This window comes from Flavobacterium sp., assembly GCF_044361065.1.
Taxonomy (GTDB): domain Bacteria; phylum Bacteroidota; class Bacteroidia; order Flavobacteriales; family Flavobacteriaceae; genus Flavobacterium.
This window is the reverse complement of sequence record NZ_JBIKJI010000032.1, coordinates 1-16,798: the sequence shown is the minus strand read 5'-3', so window position 1 is coordinate 16,798 and position 16,798 is coordinate 1. Positions and strand designations below refer to the sequence as shown.

Annotated in this window: 16 protein-coding genes; 9 read left to right on the top strand and 7 right to left on the bottom strand. The window is 31.1% G+C overall.

The features are described 5' to 3' along the window. The 4 genes from ACIQ11_RS03545 to ACIQ11_RS03530 form a co-directional block, all read right to left on the bottom strand. Positions 1 to 383 (bottom strand): hypothetical protein (locus ACIQ11_RS03545; RefSeq protein WP_396152857.1); only part of this gene is annotated, 383 nt, incomplete at its 3' end. Positions 384 to 406: 23 nt separating this feature from the next. Next, complete coding sequence (locus ACIQ11_RS03540) at positions 407 to 1,234, bottom strand: S1 RNA-binding domain-containing protein (RefSeq protein WP_396152855.1); 828 nt, start codon at positions 1,232 to 1,234, stop codon at positions 407 to 409. Position 1,235: 1 nt separating this feature from the next. Next, on the bottom strand, positions 1,236 to 3,473 hold the full coding sequence (locus ACIQ11_RS03535; protein ID WP_396152853.1) for a cation:proton antiporter: 2,238 nt from the start codon (positions 3,471 to 3,473) through the stop codon (positions 1,236 to 1,238). 12 nt (positions 3,474 to 3,485) lie between these two features. Then, positions 3,486 to 3,800, bottom strand: coding sequence for a rhodanese-like domain-containing protein (locus tag ACIQ11_RS03530; RefSeq protein WP_396152851.1), 315 nt, complete (start codon positions 3,798 to 3,800; stop codon positions 3,486 to 3,488). Between the two features lie 179 nt (positions 3,801 to 3,979). Here ACIQ11_RS03530 and ACIQ11_RS03525 point away from each other — a divergent pair, with 179 nt between their 5' ends. Genes ACIQ11_RS03525 through ACIQ11_RS03515 form a run of 3 tightly spaced genes read left to right on the top strand, consistent with a single transcriptional unit; the run spans position 3,980 to position 5,657 of the window. Beyond that, positions 3,980 to 4,432, top strand: coding sequence for a MarR family winged helix-turn-helix transcriptional regulator (locus ACIQ11_RS03525; protein WP_396152849.1), 453 nt, complete (start codon positions 3,980 to 3,982; stop codon positions 4,430 to 4,432). Between the two features lie 2 nt (positions 4,433 to 4,434). After that, positions 4,435 to 5,067 (top strand): NAD(P)H-dependent oxidoreductase, encoded by a 633-nt coding sequence (locus ACIQ11_RS03520; RefSeq protein WP_396152847.1) that lies wholly within the window; start codon positions 4,435 to 4,437, stop codon positions 5,065 to 5,067. A gap of 20 nt (positions 5,068 to 5,087) precedes the next feature. Beyond that, positions 5,088 to 5,657, top strand: a complete 570-nt coding sequence (locus ACIQ11_RS03515; protein ID WP_396152845.1) for a YceI family protein — start codon at positions 5,088 to 5,090, stop codon at positions 5,655 to 5,657. Positions 5,658 to 5,729: 72 nt separating this feature from the next. Here the strand turns inward: ACIQ11_RS03515 and ACIQ11_RS03510 are convergent, their stop codons facing one another. Continuing rightward, positions 5,730 to 6,161, bottom strand: a complete 432-nt coding sequence (locus ACIQ11_RS03510; protein WP_396152843.1) for a DUF1573 domain-containing protein — start codon at positions 6,159 to 6,161, stop codon at positions 5,730 to 5,732. 156 nt (positions 6,162 to 6,317) lie between these two features. Here ACIQ11_RS03510 and ACIQ11_RS03505 point away from each other — a divergent pair, with 156 nt between their 5' ends. After that, positions 6,318 to 8,975 carry a valine--tRNA ligase gene (locus ACIQ11_RS03505; protein ID WP_396152841.1) on the top strand — a complete coding sequence of 886 codons (2,658 nt, stop codon included), beginning with the start codon at positions 6,318 to 6,320 and terminating at the stop codon, positions 8,973 to 8,975. Positions 8,976 to 9,047: 72 nt separating this feature from the next. Here ACIQ11_RS03505 and rho read toward each other — a convergent pair whose 3' ends face one another. Further along, on the bottom strand, positions 9,048 to 10,694 hold the full coding sequence (rho, locus tag ACIQ11_RS03500) for a transcription termination factor Rho (RefSeq protein WP_396152839.1): 1,647 nt from the start codon (positions 10,692 to 10,694) through the stop codon (positions 9,048 to 9,050). A gap of 183 nt (positions 10,695 to 10,877) precedes the next feature. On the opposite strand from rho, the gene ACIQ11_RS03495 reads away from it, so the two are divergent. After that, positions 10,878 to 11,288, top strand: a complete 411-nt coding sequence (locus ACIQ11_RS03495) for a DUF4293 domain-containing protein (protein ID WP_353076452.1) — start codon at positions 10,878 to 10,880, stop codon at positions 11,286 to 11,288. A 234-nt stretch (positions 11,289 to 11,522) separates the two neighbouring features. On the opposite strand, the gene ACIQ11_RS03490 is transcribed toward ACIQ11_RS03495, so the two are convergent. Then, the gene (locus ACIQ11_RS03490; protein WP_396152837.1) at positions 11,523 to 12,017 is read right to left on the bottom strand and encodes a metallophosphoesterase family protein; all 495 of its coding nucleotides are present in this window, start codon (positions 12,015 to 12,017) and stop codon (positions 11,523 to 11,525) included. A 124-nt stretch (positions 12,018 to 12,141) separates the two neighbouring features. On the opposite strand from ACIQ11_RS03490, the gene ACIQ11_RS03485 reads away from it, so the two are divergent. The 4 genes from ACIQ11_RS03485 to ACIQ11_RS03470 all read left to right on the top strand — a co-directional run. Further along, positions 12,142 to 12,912, top strand: a complete 771-nt coding sequence (locus ACIQ11_RS03485) for a hypothetical protein (RefSeq protein WP_396152835.1) — start codon at positions 12,142 to 12,144, stop codon at positions 12,910 to 12,912. 136 nt (positions 12,913 to 13,048) lie between these two features. After that, positions 13,049 to 13,783 (top strand): tRNA pseudouridine(38-40) synthase TruA, encoded by a 735-nt coding sequence (truA, locus tag ACIQ11_RS03480; RefSeq protein ID WP_396152833.1) that lies wholly within the window; start codon positions 13,049 to 13,051, stop codon positions 13,781 to 13,783. Positions 13,784 to 13,805: 22 nt separating this feature from the next. Further along, a complete protein-coding gene (locus ACIQ11_RS03475; protein WP_396152831.1) occupies positions 13,806 to 15,632 on the top strand; it encodes an ABC transporter ATP-binding protein in 1,827 nt (608 codons plus the stop codon). A 141-nt stretch (positions 15,633 to 15,773) separates the two neighbouring features. Next, positions 15,774 to 16,798 (top strand): FAD-dependent oxidoreductase (locus ACIQ11_RS03470; RefSeq protein ID WP_396152829.1); only part of this gene is annotated, 1,025 nt, incomplete at its 3' end.

Sequence of the window (16,798 nt, the reverse complement as noted above, 5' to 3'; positions counted from 1 at the left end):
TTTGTCTGATTGGCATCCACAATAGTTGTAATATAATCAAAATCTAAAGATTTAAACTCAGTTAAATGCTTATCAAATTTCTCTTTATTTAAAACTTGAAGTTGAATTCTATTATTTTCTTTTTTTTCATTTTGGTGATAAAAGGTTATATATTGTGGAATTTGTCTATCTGTACTTTTGTTATCAAATGCAAAGCGAATATCTCCAAATTTTTCTTCTTTTGAATAATGCTGATGCATAATTTCCCAGTTATATTCCTTTAAGAAATTAATAACTTCAGATTTGTTTTTATCCTTTAAACTAAGAATATCTACAAAAGTTATATTTTGAGAAAAAGAATTAAAAAATATGAACAAAAAAAGGATTAGAAATTTAATTTTCATTATTTAGAGTAAGTTTTTAAACGTTATACCAACTGAATACCTTCGTTATTAATATCAATTAACTTTTGCTTGTATAAACTTCCGATGGCTTTTTTAAATGTTTTTTTACTCATTTTTAAAACCGATTTAATTTCTTCTGGATGACTGTTGTCATTCAATCGTAAAACGCCATCATTTTGTTTCAAAGCTTCTAACACTTGCTGTGCGGAGTCGTCTATGGCTTCAAAACCTTGTTTTTGGAAGGAAACGTCTATTTTTCCATCAGGACGAATGGCTTTAATATAACCTTTTGTTTTGTATCCTGGAGAAACCGTTTCAAAAACTTCATTTTGATACGCCAATCCTCTAAATTTTCCATTGATAATTACATTGATTCCAATTTCTGTAATATGGGAAACCATTAAATCGACTTCTTGTCCTACTTCAACATCCAAAGGTTCTTTATCTAAAAACTGGTTTATTTTACTTGATGCCGCTAACCTACCCGTTTGTTTATCTAAATACATTGTTACTATGTAACGTTTGTCTTTTTCCATTGGGCGGGCTTGTTCTTTAAAAGGAGCAAACAAATCTTTTTCCATTCCCCAATTTAAAAAGGCACCAAATTTATTGATGTAACTGACTTTTAAAACAGCAAACGAATTTAAGGAAATAAATGGTTTTAAAGTTGTAGCCACTGGACGTTCTTCGTGATCTAAGTAAACAAAAACCGTTAAGTCATCGCCTATGGCAAAATCATTTGGAACATATTTATTTGGTAATAAAACATCGTCTTTTCCATTGGTAAGAAACAAACCTACTTTTGTTTCTCTATCTATTTTTAATGTGTGGTACACACCTATTTGTAACATATTATGGTTTTATTATTAAAAGCGATGGTGTATTGTTTAACCAAACACTTCTGGTATCAATTAGTTTTTTCCAACTATCAATACTCATAATTAATAAATCTTGTTCTTTTAAGAAATCTTTTTCTAATTTCGATGAATGAATTACTTTCACATTTTCGTGAGTAATTTTATTCTTCTCATTTACAATATCATACGTATCAAAAATTGAAATCTTAGCTTGAGAATTCTTTTTCAATAACTTTACGTAATCCAATAAAAATTGATCTTCATTATTAAATAGAATCACAGAAATGTTTTCTGTTTTGGTAAGTTCTTTATCTACATAAATACCCAAAGGTACTTCTGTTTTATTGATAATGGCTTGGGTTTTGTCATCAAAATAATTGACTTCAAACAATTTTTCTTTTCCTGTAAAGGTGTTTAATAAATTTTCAGGATTTATAATTTTAGATGTAATTCCTAATACTTTACCCAAAAGTGTTCCTTCAAATATAGACGAACCAATATTAATCAACAAGAAATTAAATTCACCTTTATTACTTACTTCTACAATATCAGAATCTATATCTCGAGATGCTTTAAAAAGTGTTTCAATATTTCGATTTAACTTAGTGGCTTCTTTTAAAATGGGTTTAAAACTTTCGCGTTCATATTCTTCTATCTTATACGGATTTACCTCATTTGTGGAAGAAATATACATTGCCGTAATGGATTGCTTTTCTTTTTCTAAACTAATGAAATTATTTGCAACTTTTAACAACGGTTTTCCATCTTCCGGATTTTCAAAAGAAACCAACACTTTATATTCTAAATTATCTGATGTATTTGGAATACTATTTTTTCTTGGTTTAAAAATTAAGTCAATTAAATTTAATGCAGGTCCTGTCATAAAAGTAGTTGCCAAAGCCATAATCACCATCATAGCAAAGACTTCTTTGGTTAATACGCCTAAATCATAACCGATATTAAGCACAACTAATTCCATTAAACCACGCGTATTCATTAAGGCTCCAATAGTTAAACTGTCGCGCCAATTTTGACCTACAAATTTTGCGGCTAAAGCACTTCCAATAAACTTACCTACTACTGCAACAACAATAATAAGCCCACAAACTTTCCATAATTCAGGACTGTTTAGTAAGCCTATTTCAGTTCTTAAACCTGTAAATACAAAGAATAAAGGCAATAAAACCACCAATGAAACATCTTCTATTTTCTCGATAAACATCTTGCGAAACTTCATATTATCAGGCATAATAACACCCGCTACAAAAGCACCAAATAATGCGTGAATTCCAATAATTTCTGTTAGATAAGAAGAAATTAATAAGGTCAAAAAGAAAATGGCTACAACTGGTTTCGTTATTTTTTCAGCTGTATCATATAAGTTTCCAATTCGTCGTAAAAATGGACGAACCAATTTTATCATAGCAACAACATAAATAAAAGATAGTACTATAATATATAACGAACTCGTTATTGAACCCGCTTTTACAATTGCAATAACTCCAGCTAATAAACACCAAGCGGTAATATCATCTGCTGCAGCACAAGTAATTACCATAGCGCCAATTCTTGTTTTTTGCAACCCACGTTCTTGTACAATTCTGGCTAAAACTGGGAATGCAGTTATACTCATTGCAATACCTAAAAACAATCCGAAAGATATAAATTCAATTCCTTTTGGTGCAAAATCGGTATAAATAGTATATGCTAAAACCAATCCTAACGTAAATGGTATAATAATACTTGCGTGACTAATTATAACAGCTTCTTTAGCTTTATTTCGTAAGACTTTCAAATCCAATTCCATACCAACAACGAACATAAAAAATATCAAGCCAATTTGACTTAAAAATTTTAAATTATCTAAAGAAGTAATTGGAAATAATACTACTGAAAACTCTGGTAAATAACTACCAAAAAATGAGGGTCCTAAAACGATACCTGCTATAATTTCACCAATTACAGAAGGTTGCCCAATTTTTTTACAAATTAAACCAAAAAATCTGGCTACTAAAATTATCGTTACAATTTGAGCCAATAAAATAGCTAACGGATGGGTAAGGTTATGATGCAAAGAATCTAAAAACTCCTGATAATTTGAGTTTTCACTTGAAACTACTTTTAATACATCAGATTTTTCTAATAATTTTCCATTTTTTATTGTCCAATATATTAAAGCGGAAAATATGCCTACAACAAGTAGGTAAAAAAAACTATTTTTATAATTCTTCATTAAGCACCTTTGCTAAATTTGATTTTCAATAGGACCTTCCCATTGCGAAATTCCGCCTGCAAGATTGTAAACATTTTCAAAACCTAATTGTTTCATAATACCACATGCTTGTGCGCTTCTGCCTCCAGCTAAGCAATATACAAAATACGTTTTATCTTTATCTAATTCTTCAACTTGGTAAATAAAACCTTGTCCTTTATATATATCAATATTTATGGCTTCAGGAATAATTCCATTCGCCACTTCTTCTTCTGTTCTTACGTCTAAAATAACGGCATTTTCAGTGGTTAAAAAACCTTCCCACCATGCTTTTTGATCTAAATTCATGTACGATTAATTTTCTTCAAATTTACAACAAGAATTTAGATATAAAAATTTATTTTCAATCTCAAACTACTAAATTTAGCTTTTTAGATTTATTTTTAAAATTTAACATAAAATTAATAACGTTTGTATATACAAATAAAAATATTTATTATACATTTGTACCTACAAATAAAGAAGCGATGAAAATTGAAGAAGAAATAAAAAGTACGGTAGAATTATCTTTAGCAAAAAAGGTAATTCTGAATTTATCTTTTTCAAGAAGTGTTATAGCGGATCGATTTTTGGAAATCCTAAAACCTTTTGATTTGTCGAGCGAGCAATATAATGTGTTACGAATTTTGAGAGGTCAGAAAGGAAAACCAGCTAACATGTCGGTAATTCAAGAAAGAATGATTTCTAAAAATAGCAATACTACACGTTTGGTTGATAAATTAATTGTAAAAGAATTCGTTATCCGAAAAATTTGTCCGTCAAACAAAAGAAAAATGGAAATTACAATTACAGAAAAAGGACTTCTTATTTTAGAAAAATTAGACCCAATTGTAATTGAACATGAAAATAATTTAGCAAGTAATTTAACAACAGAAGAGTTAACCCAATTAAATAATTTATTAGAAAAATACAGAAATTAATTATGAGTACATTTATTGAAAATCAGAATTGGCGTTACGCTACCAAAAAATTTAATAGCGAAAAAAAAATCTCTAATTCCGATTTAGAAATTTTAAAAGAGGCTATTCAATTATCTTCTTCTTCGTATGGTTTACAACCGTATAAAGTTTTAATTATCGAAAACGAAGAAATTAGAAAACAATTACAACCGGCTTCTTGGGGACAAAGTCAAATTACAGACGCCTCTCACCTATTGGTATTTGCAAGTGTAACCAATGTAGATGCAGAATACATCACTCATTATGCTGAGAATATGGCAAAAACAAGAAATATTCCGTTTGATAGTGTAAAAGGTTATGCCGACTTTATGATTGGAAACATTGCAAGTTTAACGCCAGAAAAACAAATTATTTGGGCTCAAAAACAAGCGTATTTAGCTTTAGGCAACTTATTAAACGCTGCCGCTGAATTAAAAATTGATGTTACGCCAATGGAAGGATTCCTACCAGAACAATATAACGAAATTTTAGGCCTTAAAGAAAAAGGATTACACGCTACGTTAGTAGCAACAATAGGTTACAGACATGAAGAAGATGAGACGCAACATTATGCAAAAGTAAGAAAACCAATTACAGAATTATTTGAAACAATTTAATAACTAAATATTTAACAAACATGAGAAATTTAAAATCAATTGCAATTGCATTAGTAACATTGGTATCATTTACAGTTAATGCACAACAAACAAAAAAAATCGATGCAGCAAAAAGCGGAATCGTTTGGACAGGTAAAAAAGTAACAGGTTCGCACTCAGGAACTATCGGTTTACAAAGTGGTGCTTTAGTATTTGATGGAAAAGTACTTAAAGGAGGTACGTTTACAGTTGATATGACAACAATTAACACTACCGATTTAAAACCAGGTCAAGGAAAAGAAAGTTTAGACAAACATTTAAAAGCGGAAGACTTTTTTGGTGTTGAAAAACATAAAACGGCTAACTTAGTTTTCAAAACTATTAGTGGAAAAGGAAACGGTTTATATACTGTAACAGCTGATTTAACTATCAAATCAATAACAAAACCAATTACTTTTGATATAACAGTTAAAGGAAACACAGCAACTACTACATTAAATGTAGACAGAACAAAATATGATATCAAATACGGTTCTGGTTCATTTTTCTCAGACTTAGGAGACAAAACTATTAGTGATGAATTTGAATTAAAAGTAAACTTAGCTTGGTAAGAATCAAACTATAAAAACAAAAAAAGCCAGAATATTTAACTATTCTGGCTTTTTCATTTTAACTGTGTTTTATTATTTAGAAAGTGGTCCTGCCGATTTTTTTTCTAAAATACTCTTTTCTTCTTTTACTAAAACCGTTCCTTTAATTCGTAAAGCCACCATTCCGTTTTCTTTATTAACCGCATTAGTATCAACTGTAATTGTTTTACTAATAGGCCCTGGATTCATATTGTATTGTACTTCAATAACACCTGTTTTTCCTGGAGCAATTGGCTCAGTTGGTTTAGTAGGCACCGTACATCCACAGCTGCTTTTCGCATCTTTAATAATCAATGGCATATCGCCTGTATTTGTAAATTCAAAAGTTCGTTTTCCTGAATCTACGCCTTTATAGACTTCACCATAATTAATGGTTTCTTCTTTAAATTCAATTTTTGCACCACTTTGTGCATAAGCTGATAAACTGGTTATCATTAAACCTAAAATAAATACTAATTTCTTCATTTTTATATTAATTTGAGAATTGTAAAAATATGTTATTTAAACTAATTAACAAAAAGTAAATACATTTTTTTTATTCTGTTTTATATAATTACTTTTGCAGATACAATTCAAAAAGTATACCAAAAGACGCAAAAATTTACAATTAACAAAATATAAATGATACCAGCCCAATTTGACGCCAAATCCGTAGAACAAAAATGGTACGACTATTGGATGAAAAACAACTATTTTCATTCTACTCCAGACCATCGTACACCTTATACTATTGTAATTCCTCCACCAAATGTAACTGGAGTATTACATATGGGACATATGTTGAATAACACCATTCAAGATGTATTAATTCGTCGTGCACGATTAAAAGGTTTTAACGCGTGTTGGGTGCCTGGTACAGACCACGCCTCTATTGCTACTGAAGCAAAAGTAGTTGCGAAATTAAAATCGGAAGGCATTAATAAAGCAGATTTAACTCGTGAAGAATTCCTAAAACACGCATACGATTGGACTGACAAATACGGTGGAACAATCTTAGAACAACTAAAACAATTAGGATGTTCTTGTGATTGGGACCGTACAAAATTTACTATGGATCCAGATATGTCTGCTTCTGTAATTCGTTCATTTGTAGACTTATACAATAAAGGACTTATTTACAGAGGGTACAGAATGGTAAACTGGGATCCAGAAGCAAAAACAACATTGTCTGACGAAGAAGTAATTTTTGAAGAACGTCAAGGAAAATTATATTACATCAAATATCAAATTCTCGACGAAGAAAATACCCAAAACCCAACACCCAATACCCAATTTCTGGTAGTTGCTACTACTCGACCTGAAACTATTTTCGGAGACACTGCTATTTGTATCAATCCAAATGATGAAAGACATTTCAATTTAAAAGGAAAAAAAGCAATTGTGCCTATTTCTGGAAAAGTAATTCCAATTATTGAAGATGAATATGTGGATTTAGAATTCGGTACAGGATGTTTAAAAGTAACGCCAGCTCACGATGTAAACGATAAAACTTTAGGTGACAAACACCACTTAGAAATCATTGATATATTTAATGAAGATGCCACTTTAAACTCGTTCGGATTGCATTATGAAGGAAAAGATAGGTTTGTAGTTCGTGCAGAAATTGAAGCAGAATTAACTTCAATTAATGCTTTAGATAAAGTAGAACAATACACTAACAATGTAGGAACTTCTGAAAGAACAAAATGCGTTATCGAACCGCGTTTATCTGATCAATGGTTCCTTAAAATGGAAGATTTAGTAAAACCTGCCATTCACGCGGTTTTAGAATCTGACGAAATAAAATTATATCCAAATCGTTTTAATAATACTTACGCACATTGGTTAAATAACATTCGCGATTGGAATATTTCTCGTCAATTGTGGTGGGGACAACAAATTCCTGCCTATTTCTACGGAGATGGAAAAGAAGATTTCGTTGTAGCTGAAAATATTGAAGAAGCATTAGTATTAGCTCAACAAGCAACAAACAATAAACAATTAACAACAAACGATTTACGCCAAGATGCTGACGCACTTGATACTTGGTTCTCCTCTTGGTTATGGCCAATGGCTGTTTTCGGTGGAATTATGGATCCAGAAAATGAAGATTTTAAATATTATTACCCAACTAACGATTTGGTTACAGGTCCAGATATTTTATTCTTTTGGGTAGCGCGTATGATTATTGCAGGTTACGAATACGCCGATGCAAAACCATTTAAAAATGTATATTTAACAGGATTAGTTCGTGATAGTCAAGGACGAAAAATGTCTAAATCATTAGGGAATTCTCCTGAACCACTTGGTTTAATTGAAAAATTTGGAGCTGATGGTGTTCGTGTAGGATTATTATTAAGTGCGTCTGCAGGAAATGATATTTTATTTGATGAAGAATTATGCAATCAAGGAAAAGCGTTTACCAATAAAATTTGGAATGCATTTAAATTGATTAAAGGTTGGGAAGTTTCTGAAACCATTCCACAACCTGAATCTTCAAAAGTAGCAATCGAATGGTATGAAGCAAAACTGCAACAAACCTTATTAGATATTGAAGATAACTTTGAAAAATACAGATTATCTGAAGCTTTAATGGCAACCTATAAATTAGTTTGGGACGATTTCTGTTCTTGGTTCTTAGAAATGATTAAGCCAGCTTATCAACAACCGATTGACAAGGCTACTTTCGACAAAGCAATTGAAATGTTAGAAAATAATTTAAAATTATTACACCCATTTATGCCTTTCTTAACTGAGGAAATTTGGCAACATATTACAGAAAGGACACCAGAACAAGCGCTAATTGTTGCTGAATATCCGAAAATGACTTCTGTAAATTCAAAATTAATTGCTGATTTTGATTTTGCCACGGATGTTATTTCTGGAATTAGAACGATTAGAAAAGATAAAAACATTCCATTTAAAGAAGTAATTGAATTACGTGTAGTAAATAATGAAAAAGCGTCGAATTATTTCGATTCAATCATTATGAAATTAGGAAACATTGCTGATTTAAAATATGTAACTGATAAAGTAGACGGTGCCTTATCGTACCGAGTAAAATCTAACGAATATTTCATTCCAATCACTGGAAACATTGATGTAGAAGCAGAAATTGCAAAATTAACGGAAGAATTAAATTACACGAAAGGATTCTTAAGATCCGTACAAGGTAAATTATCTAACGAAAAATTTGTAGCGGGTGCACCAGAACAAGTAATAGCCAACGAACGCAAAAAAGAAGCCGATGCTTTAGCAAAAATTGCAACGATTGAGCAAAGTATTGCTGGATTGAAGTAAAATATTTATTAAAAGTAAAAAGCCGATTTTCTTATGAAAATCGGCTTTTTTTATTTGTATTATTATCAATTTCTAATCATTCATAGAAATTAAAAACTCTTCGTTGTTTTTGGTACGCTTGATACGAGATTCGATAAATTCCATTGCTTCTACTGGATTCATATCCGATAGATATTTACGTAAAATCCACATATGTTGTAACGTTGATTTATCTAATAATAAGTCATCACGACGCGTACTTGAAGAAACCAAATCGATAGCTGGAAAAATACGTTTGTTAGATATTTTTCTATCCAATTGTAATTCCATATTACCTGTTCCTTTAAATTCTTCAAAGATAACTTCGTCCATTTTAGAACCGGTTTCTGTTAATGCAGTGGCGATAATACTTAACGAACCACCGTTTTCAATATTACGAGCTGCTCCAAAGAAACGTTTAGGTTTTTGTAATGCATTCGCATCTACTCCTCCACTCAATACTTTTCCAGATGCAGGTTGACAAGTATTATAGGCTCTTGCTAAACGTGTAATCGAATCTAATAAAATCACTACATCGTGTCCGCATTCTACCAAACGTTTTGCTTTTTCCAAAACAATGTTTGCTACTTTTACGTGACGGTCTGCAGGTTCATCAAACGTAGAAGCAATAACTTCGGCACGCACACTACGTTGCATATCGGTAACTTCTTCTGGGCGTTCATCAATTAATAAAACAATTAAATATACTTCAGGATGATTCGCCGCAATAGAATTAGCAATATCCTTTAATAACATCGTTTTACCAGTTTTTGGTTGGGCTACAATCATTGCTCGTTGTCCTTTACCAATTGGTGAGAACATATCGATAATACGTGTAGATATAGATGTGTTTTTTCCTGATAAATTGAATCTTTCTTCAGGAAAAAGTGGTGTTAAATGTTCAAAAGAAACTCGGTCACGAATCACTTGTGGGTCGTGTCCGTTAATTTTTGATACGCGAACCAAAGGAAAAAATTTCTCTCCTTCTTTTGGAGGACGAACCACACCTTTGACAGTGTCACCCGTTTTCAATCCAAATAAACGAACTTGCGATTGAGATAAATAAATATCATCCGGAGAGGCCAAATAATTATAATCCGAAGAACGTAAGAAACCATATCCGTCTGGCATCATTTCTAAAACGCCTTCACTTTCAATAATTCCATCAAATTCAAAATCCGATTCTCTAAAGTTTTTGTTTCCGTTGTTTTTAGCAAACTTCGGATTGTTGTTCTTTTTGAAATTGGGATTGGTATTGGTTTTTTCTTGGTCTGTAGAATCAGATTTTATTTCTTCAGTAGTATTTTCTGAATTGTTTTCAACGACTTCTTTAGGTTGTTGGCTGTACGATTCAGATTTTTTTTCTGCATCTAAATCAAAAGAAGCAGCTTCTTTCTCTCTATTTGTAGGCTTTACAACCACTTTTTTTATTCGTGCGCGTTGCGTTTTTGTTTCATTTTCTGAAATAACACTATCGCTTTCAGTTTCTGCTTCTGTTTCTGCTTTAACTTTAGATACAGGAGTTAATTTTTTATCTGGTTTAGAAACTGGAGGCTGTGCTTCAGAGGTATTTTGTAAATCTAATATTTGAGTAATTAATTCGTCTTTTTTTAAAGTTTTGAATTTTTGAATATTAGCTACTTTGGCAATTTCTTGCAAATCAGAGAGTTTCATCCCTTTTAATGTAGATGTGTCAAACATAAATGTTGATTGATTTTTTTAATCTTAATATAATAAAAAAACTGTGATGAGATTTTTTTGCTTTTTTAAAGTATCGTATATGAAGTACTTACGATTATTTGATGCAATAATACGAATATTTTATTATAAAACAATAGTTTTTTAAAAAAAGAAAACTTATTTTTGTTGTTATAAAAATTAAAAATGTTACAAAGAATTCAAACGATATATTTGTTACTGTGTATGCTGATTTCAGGTGTGCTTCCTTTTTTTATTAAAATTTGGACAACTGAAAGTAAATTAGACGTATACGCGAATTCCAATACAATATATATAGGATTGTTTTTGATTTCTGCAATTTTAGCAGTTCTAAGTATTTTTAGTTTCAAGAAAAGACAAAACCAGTTTGTGTTAAACAGACTGAATATGATATTAAACTTTATTATAATAGGATTATTAGTATATCATTCACTAAGTCTATCTGGAGAAGCGAAAGTTTCTGAGAAGGGTATTGGGATGCTTCTACCAATTTTTTCTATCGTTTTTCTTGCTTTGGCTAACAAAGCAATTAAAAAGGACGAAGATCTCGTAAAATCTGTGGACAGAATACGATAAACCTATCATCTTAGCTTATTAGTGCGTAGAAAATCCGTTTTGAGAAATCAAAGCGGATTTTCGTTTTATATGAGTTTGGGTTCGAATACTTCTGTTAATTAATATTGTTGGCTTCGAGTGCCTCAGCTCACTTATTTATTGTTGGCTTCGAGTGCCTCAACCAACAATGTAGTAGTTTTGATTAAATATCCTGGTAACCGTAAATTAATATACTGGTAGCTGAGGCTCTCGAAGCTACTTATCCCCTATTTCAATAACCTCTAAATTCTGAATTTTATCTCCATCAATTTCAAATCGTAGCATCGTTCGTTTCTGATGAAATCCTGAAATGCCTGCTGCACCTGGATTCATATGCAAACAATTGAGTTTTTTATCGAACATTACTTTTAATATATGTGAATGTCCGCAAATAAATAACTTAGGTGGATTTTGAGTAATTTCCTCTCGAATAGCTGGACTATATTTTCCAGGATAGCCTCCAATGTGGGTAATCAATACATCCACACCTTCACATAAAAATCGATTATTTAAAGGGAATTCCAATCGTGCTTCGTGATTGTCAATATTTCCAAAAACAGCACGTAAAGGCTTTAAGTTTTTAATGGTATCAGTAACTTTTAAATCGCCAATATCTCCAGCATGCCATACTTCATCAGCTAATTTTACATATTTTAATATTGTATCATCAATATGACTGTGCGTATCAGAAAGGAGTACTATTTTTTTCATATCACAAAAGTAATAAATTAATAGTTTTTTTGAATACTAAATAATTTGAATACAGTTTTGTAAAATTTTACTTTTTTAAGTCTGTTTTTTTTGTAATTTTATAAATTATTAAAAAATCATATAAATGAAAAAATTATTTAAAAAATTTATCTATTTAATAGTAGCATGTATAACAGTAGTTTCATGTAGTAGTGATGATAGTGAAACACCTAACGCTCAAGAGCCAATTCCTTTCAACAATAATGAAAACAAATTTGTTGGTACATGGCAATATATGGAAACACCCCATTCATCTGGAGTTGGAGGTCCAACTAGTTTTTACAAATCTTATTTTACTATTAATTCGGACAGAACGGCTGCAACAGGTTTTAATGAATTTATTACAGCTACACAAAATAATTCTAGTTTTGATAATCGTACTTTTTCGGCAACTGCAACAACATATACTTTTACTTTGCCAAATGGTACTCAAGAAACAGGTAATTATGAGTTTATTGATCTTACACATATTAAAATGTATTCCCCAGGAAGTACTACTTTATTTAGAATTTATACTAAGCAAAATTTAAATGCTAACGAAGTAAAATTGATTGGCAAGTGGCAGTATATGGTAACACCCCACCCTTCTGGGCTTGGAGGTCCTACAAGTTTTTACAAAACTTATTTCATATGTAATGCTGATAAAACGTCTGTAAGAGGTTTTAGTGAATTCATTACATCCACACAACAGTTTTCTGGATCTGAATTTTGTACGTGGTCTGCAACTGGGACAACTGGGACATGGACTTTACCAAATGGCACCCAAGAAACTGGCAATTATGAATTTATTGATGCTACACACGTTAAAATGTATCAAACTGGAAGTACATCATTTACAATTTATACCAAGCAATAAGTTAGTTGTTAAATAATACCAAACCCTTAAGTATATTTAAATTAAGGGTTTGGTATTATTTTTTTATGTAAAAGTAAATTAAGTAAGACTTTACATTAATTTATTCTTCGTAACTTTGTTGTATAAATCAAACACATTGAGATACTTCATTGAATTTGCATATAACGGAAAAGAATATTTTGGGTTTCAAATACAACCTAATGCCATTTCAATACAAGAAACTTTAGATACCTCTTTATCTTTAGTACTTCGAGATAAAATTGAAATTGTGGGTGCAGGACGAACAGATTCTGGGGTGCATGCTAAACAAATGTTCGCGCATTTTGATACAGAAATTGAATTTGATATTCCTACTACCATTCAAAAACTAAATTCTTTTTTACCAAAAGATATTGCCATTTTTAATATTATTGAAGTTCAACCTAATGCGCATGCTCGATTTGATGCCACGAGTAGAACATACGAATATCACATTACTACATTTAAAGACGTTTTTAACGCTGATGGCAGTTGGAAAGTACATCATAATTTAGATTTAAATTTGATGAATGACGCCTGCAAAATTCTATTTGACTATATTGATTTTGAATGCTTTTCTAAAATTCATACCGACGTGAAAACCTTTAATTGTAAAATATCAGAAGCACATTGGCAACAAAACGGAAATCAGATTATTTTTACCATTACTGCCGATAGATTTTTACGAAATATGGTACGTGCCATTGTTGGAACTCTAATAAATGTAGGTATTCATAAAACATCTTTATCCGACTTTAGAACTATTATTGAAAGCAAAAACCGAAATAATGCTGGTTTTTCTGTTCCTGCACACGGATTGTATTTAACAAAAGTAAAATATCCGTATATTTAGCCTTCAAAAAACTATAAGCCAAATGAGCGTTTTAAAATCATCCTCTTTTAAAAAATTAATGCAATATGCCATTCCTTTTAAAAGCAAACTTTTTTCAGTTGCTTTTTGGGCAATATTTTTGGCCATTGTTGCGGGCTTACGACCTTTATTGTTAAATATTACTATTGATAAATATTTTGTAAATGCCAGTAAAGAAACAAATGTTATTCAGGATTACTTTTTAAACCTAATTAGCAATATATTAATCGAAGGTAATGCTACATACAATATAAAAATATTAGTAGCCATTATGTTTATCATTCTTTTATTAGAAGTTGTAGCGCAATACTTTTTTGTATTCACTTCCAGCTGGCTTGGACAAGATATTGTGAAAGCCATTCGAGAAAAATTATTTACGCATTTAGCCAGTTTCAAAATTAAATATTACGATAACGAGCCTGTTGGTAAGTTAATTACGCGTTGTGTATCGGATATTGAAAATATTGCAAGTATATTTAGTCAAGGTTTGTTTATGATTATTAGCGATGTCTTAAAGATGCTAATCGTACTGATTTTTATGTTAGTAATCAATTGGAAAATTACTTGTATCGTATTGCTAATTATGCCAGTAATTCTAATCGCTACGAATATTTTTAATAAAAAAATGAAAGTCGCTTTTAACGAAGTACGAAATGAAGTGGCCAACTTAAACACCTTTATTCAAGAACGATTAACAGGAATGAAAATCGTGCAATTATTCAATAGAGAGAAAATTGAATTAGAAAAATTTAAGGAAATCAATCACAAACACAACAAAGCTTGGTTAAAAAACATTTTATACAATAGTATTTTCTTTCCAATTGCCGATATTGTTTCCAGTATTACATTAGGATTAGTAGTATATTTTGGTGCCCTATTTATTATTAATGGCGACACCACTACCAGCGTAGGACAACTTATTTCTTTTAATATGTATATTGCTATGCTATACACGCCGTTACGCCAAATTGCTGATAAATTTAATGTGATGCAAATGGGAATTGTGGCAGCAGACCGAGTTTTTGAAATTTTAGAATCGAATTCAGAAGTGCAAGTCAACGGAACAATTGATGCGGATACATTTAAAGGAAACATACTTTTTGATAACGTGCGATTTGGTTATTTAAAAGATGAAGAAATTTTAAAAGGCATACATTTAGAAGTAAAAGCTGGTGAAACAATTGCTATTGTTGGAGCCACTGGTGCCGGTAAAACAACAATTATTAATTTACTAAATCGTTTTTACGAAATAGATTCTGGGAAAATTTTAATTGACGACATCAACATTAATGAATATACGCTTGATAGCTTAAGAAATGAAATTGCAATGGTATTACAAGATGTATTTTTGTTTGCCGATACCATTTATAATAATATCACCTTATTCAACACCTCCATTCAACGTGAAGAAGTTTATGAAGCTGCCAAAAAAATTGGCATTCACGATTTTTTAATGTCGTTACCAAACGGATACGATTATGATGTAAAAGAACGTGGTGTTATGTTATCGTCTGGACAGCGTCAACTAATTGCTTTTTTACGAGCGTATATTAGCAATCCAAGTATACTAATTTTAGATGAAGCCACTTCATCAATAGATTCTCATTCTGAAGAATTAATACAAAAAGCAACCCAAACCTTAACACACGGAAGAACGTCAATTATTATTGCACATCGTTTGGCAACTATTGTAAATGCGGATACCATTTTAGTAATGGATAAAGGAATAATTGTAGAAAAAGGAAAACATAAAGAATTATTACAAATTGAAAACGGATTTTATAAAAAGTTATACGAAGCCCAATTTGAGAAATCGGAAAATAGAATTTAGAGTATAGAAGATAGACTTTTGCCTTACGCCTTTTCCCTAATACCTAATGCCTTTTCCCTATTTACTAAAAAAATACTTAAAAAATAAATAAATATTTACTAATTTCGCAACAAGAAAATTAAGATACAAAACACAAAAGAAATGAAATACGATATTATAGTTTTAGGAAGTGGTCCTGGTGGATATGTTACAGCAATTAGAGCCTCACAATTAGGATTTAAAGTTGCCGTTATTGAAAAAGAAAATTTAGGTGGTGTATGTTTAAATTGGGGTTGTATTCCAACAAAAGCCTTACTAAAATCTGCTCAAGTTTTCGATTATTTAAAACACGCTGCCGACTACGGATTAAAAGTAGATAACGTAGATAAAGATTTCAACGCCGTGGTTGCCCGTTCACGTAATGTGGCTGGCGGAATGAGCAAAGGTGTTCAATTCTTAATGAAAAAAAATAAAATTGATGTTATTAATGGTTTTGGAAAAGTAAAACCAGGAAAGAAAATTGATGTAACTGCCGCTGATGGAAAGGTTACAGAATATTCTGCTGATAACATTATTATTGCAACTGGTGCACGCTCTCGTGAATTGCCAAACTTACCACAAGATGGTGTAAAAGTAATTGGATACAGACAAGCAATGACATTACCAACGCAACCAAAATCTATGATTATTGTAGGTTCTGGAGCAATTGGAGTGGAATTTGCACATTTTTATAACGCAATGGGAACACAAGTTACTATTGTAGAATTTATGCCAAATATTGTTCCTGTTGAAGACGAAGACATTTCAAAACAAATGGAACGTTCTATGAAAAAAGCAGGTGTTACTATTATGACAAATTCATCTGTAGAGAAAATTGATACAACTGGAAAAGGCGTAAAAGCAACAGTAAAAACAGCTAAAGGTGAAGAAGTTATCGAAGCTGATATTTTACTTTCTGCAGTTGGTATCAAAACTAACATTGAAAACATTGGTTTAGAAGATGTAGGAATTGCTACTGACAGAGATAAAATTTTAGTAAACGATTTCTATCAAACTAATGTTCCTGGATATTACGCCATTGGAGATATTACTCCTGGTCAGGCTTTAGCACACGTGGCGTCTGCAGAAGGAATTTTATGTGTAGAAAAAATTGCAGGTTTACACGTAGAAGCATTAGATTACGGAAA

What these genes read in the sequence shown, in the direction of transcription:
- ACIQ11_RS03540 (WP_396152855.1), bottom strand. Translation starts at nt 1,234, where the DNA reads ATGTTACAAATAGGTGTGTACCACACATTAAAAATAGATAGAGAAACA.
- ACIQ11_RS03535 (WP_396152853.1), bottom strand. Translation starts at nt 3,473, where the DNA reads ATGAAGAATTATAAAAATAGTTTTTTTTACCTACTTGTTGTAGGCATA.
- ACIQ11_RS03530 (WP_396152851.1), bottom strand. Translation starts at nt 3,800, where the DNA reads ATGAATTTAGATCAAAAAGCATGGTGGGAAGGTTTTTTAACCACTGAA.
- ACIQ11_RS03525 (WP_396152849.1), top strand. Translation starts at nt 3,980, where the DNA reads ATGAAAATTGAAGAAGAAATAAAAAGTACGGTAGAATTATCTTTAGCA.
- ACIQ11_RS03520 (WP_396152847.1), top strand. Translation starts at nt 4,435, where the DNA reads ATGAGTACATTTATTGAAAATCAGAATTGGCGTTACGCTACCAAAAAA.
- ACIQ11_RS03515 (WP_396152845.1), top strand. Translation starts at nt 5,088, where the DNA reads ATGAGAAATTTAAAATCAATTGCAATTGCATTAGTAACATTGGTATCA.
- ACIQ11_RS03510 (WP_396152843.1), bottom strand. Translation starts at nt 6,161, where the DNA reads ATGAAGAAATTAGTATTTATTTTAGGTTTAATGATAACCAGTTTATCA.
- ACIQ11_RS03505 (WP_396152841.1), top strand. Translation starts at nt 6,318, where the DNA reads ATGATACCAGCCCAATTTGACGCCAAATCCGTAGAACAAAAATGGTAC.
- rho (WP_396152839.1), bottom strand. Translation starts at nt 10,694, where the DNA reads ATGTTTGACACATCTACATTAAAAGGGATGAAACTCTCTGATTTGCAA.
- ACIQ11_RS03495 (WP_353076452.1), top strand. Translation starts at nt 10,878, where the DNA reads ATGTTACAAAGAATTCAAACGATATATTTGTTACTGTGTATGCTGATT.
- ACIQ11_RS03490 (WP_396152837.1), bottom strand. Translation starts at nt 12,017, where the DNA reads ATGAAAAAAATAGTACTCCTTTCTGATACGCACAGTCATATTGATGAT.
- ACIQ11_RS03485 (WP_396152835.1), top strand. Translation starts at nt 12,142, where the DNA reads ATGAAAAAATTATTTAAAAAATTTATCTATTTAATAGTAGCATGTATA.
- ACIQ11_RS03475 (WP_396152831.1), top strand. Translation starts at nt 13,806, where the DNA reads ATGAGCGTTTTAAAATCATCCTCTTTTAAAAAATTAATGCAATATGCC.